A 2,196-nucleotide genomic window follows, 5' to 3' on the forward strand; every position below is an offset into this window, starting at 1 on the left:
GCATTGACGTGGATGCTGATGCCCTTCACCGCCTCGACCGCGCCATCGAGCGTGCGGAAGCGGACGCGCAGGTCCTTGACGCTGAGGATCGTTTCGGAATCAGCCATCTCAGCGGTCCTTGGGGTCGAGCRCGTCGCGCAGGCCGTCGCCGACGAAATTCAGGGCGAACAGCGTCGAGACGAGGAAGAAGGCGGGAAACAGGAGCAGCCAGTTGGCGGTGCCGATGTTCTTGGCGCCGACCGAGATCAGCACGCCCCAGCTGGTCATCGGCTCCTGCACGCCGAGCCCGAGGAACGACAGGAAACTCTCCAGGATGATGACTTGGGGCACCAGCAGCGTCATGTAGATCACCACGGGACCGAGCAGGTTGGGTATGACGTGGCGCAGCAGGATGCCGCGCTGGCCGACRCCCATGGCTTCCGCCGCCTGGACATATTCCTGGCGGCGGATCGACAGCGCCTGGCCGCGCACGATGCGGGCCATGTCGAGCCACAGCACGGCGCCCACGGCCAGGAACATCAACACGAAGTTGCGGCCGAAGAACACCACCAGCATGATGACGAAGAAGATGAAGGGTAAGGAATAGAGCACATCGACGATGCGCATCATCACCTCGTCGACCTTGCCCCCGGCAAAGCCGGCCGCCGCGCCATAGACGACGCCGATGACCACCGCCACGACGCCGGCGAGCAGACCGATGGCCAATGAGATGCGCCCGGCCATCAGCGTGCGCGACAGGAGATCGCGGCCGGTGTTGTCGGTGCCGAACAGGAAATACTGCTGCTTGACCGAGGCGCTCATCGTCACTTCGAGGCCGTCGGGCGACTTGCTTTCGATCTTGGTGTCGTCAAAGGCGTCGGAACGGTCGAGATAGCGGATGTTGCGGTCGTCGATCGGCTTGGTCGACTTGACGGTGACGAAGACCTGGTTGCCTTCCTGCCGCCATTCCTTGATGTCGACACGCATGCGCTTGATCGCTTCGGTGAGCGCCGTCTCGATCATCTCGGCCTTCGGATAGGCCGACAGGCTGGGCGGCATGCGCACATAGTCGGCATAGATGGTGGTGTATTGATGCGGCACGAACCAGGGTCCGAACACGCTGACGACACCGATCAGGGCAAGGTAATACAGACTGAACATGGCGGCGCGATTGGCCTTGAGGCGCGCCCAGGCGTCCGCCCAGAGCGAGCGGCCGATGACGGCGGGAGCCGTGGCTGCAATGTCAGTCATAGCGCACCCTCGGGTCGACGACCGCGTACATGACGTCGACGATCAGGTTGAAGACGATGGTGAAGATCGCGATCACCACCACGGTTCCCATCACCAGCGTGTAGTCGCGGTTAAGCGCGGCATCGACAAAATAGCGGCCGACGCCCGGAATGGAGAAAATTGTCTCGACGATGACCGAGCCGGTCAGCAGCGCCGCGGCTGCCGGGCCGGTGAAGGAGACGATCGGCAGGATGGCGCCGCGCAGCGCGTGCTTGACCACCACCGACCAGTCGGAGAGGCCGAGCGCGCGGGCTGTGCGGATATGATGGGACCGTAAGGATTCGATCATCGAGCCACGCATCAGCCGGGCGACGATGGCGATCTGCGGCAGAGCGAGCGTCAGCACCGGGCCARCCTTGTTGATGAAGGCGCCATCGCCCCATCCGCCGATCGGCAGGAGCTTCCAGGTCAGCCCGAACAGGAGCTGGATCACCGGCGCGATGACGAAGGTGGGGATTGTGCTGCCGGCGGTTGCCAGCGCAATCACAGTATAGTCGCCAAGCTTGTTCTGGTTGAGCGCGGCAATGGTGCCGAGCACCGAACCGAGCAGAAGTGCAAGGACAAGCGCCGAGGTGCCGAGCTGGATCGAAATCGGCAGCCCCTTGGCGAACAGTTCGGTGACGGTGAAATCCGGCATGTTGTAGCTCGGTCCGAAATTGCCGCGCAGCAGATTGCCGAGATAGTGGACATATTGCAGCCAGAGCGGATCGCCTAGGCCGAATTGCGCTTCCAGATTGGCCCTGATCTCGGGGCTCAGCCCTCGCTCCTGGTTGAACGGGCCTCCCGGCGCGACGCGTATCAGGAAGAACGCCATGGTCACGATGACGAACAGCGTCGGAATGGCGGTCAAAAGCCGCCTTAGTACATATCGCAGCATCGGTGCCCCGCTTGATCCAGAGCAGCGCGCGTCCAGTTGGACGATTGCAC

Annotated in this window: 2 protein-coding genes; both read right to left on the reverse strand. The window is 63.0% G+C overall.

Annotation, left to right across the window (positions count from 1 at the left end; all coding sequences use genetic code 11):
- Positions 1-108: 108 nt before the first annotated feature.
- Positions 109-1,230, reverse strand: a complete 1,122-nt coding sequence (locus ACXJ7R_RS30660) for an ABC transporter permease (RefSeq protein WP_457155082.1) — start codon at positions 1,228-1,230, stop codon at positions 109-111.
- The gene (locus ACXJ7R_RS30665; RefSeq protein WP_457155083.1) at positions 1,223-2,146 is read right to left on the reverse strand and encodes an ABC transporter permease subunit; all 924 of its coding nucleotides are present in this window, start codon (positions 2,144-2,146) and stop codon (positions 1,223-1,225) included. Before ACXJ7R_RS30665 ends, ACXJ7R_RS30660 begins: the two co-directional genes overlap by 8 nt.
- Between the last annotated feature and the right edge of the window lie 50 nt (positions 2,147-2,196).

It is taken from the genome of Mesorhizobium sp. P5_C1 (genome assembly GCF_054049815.1).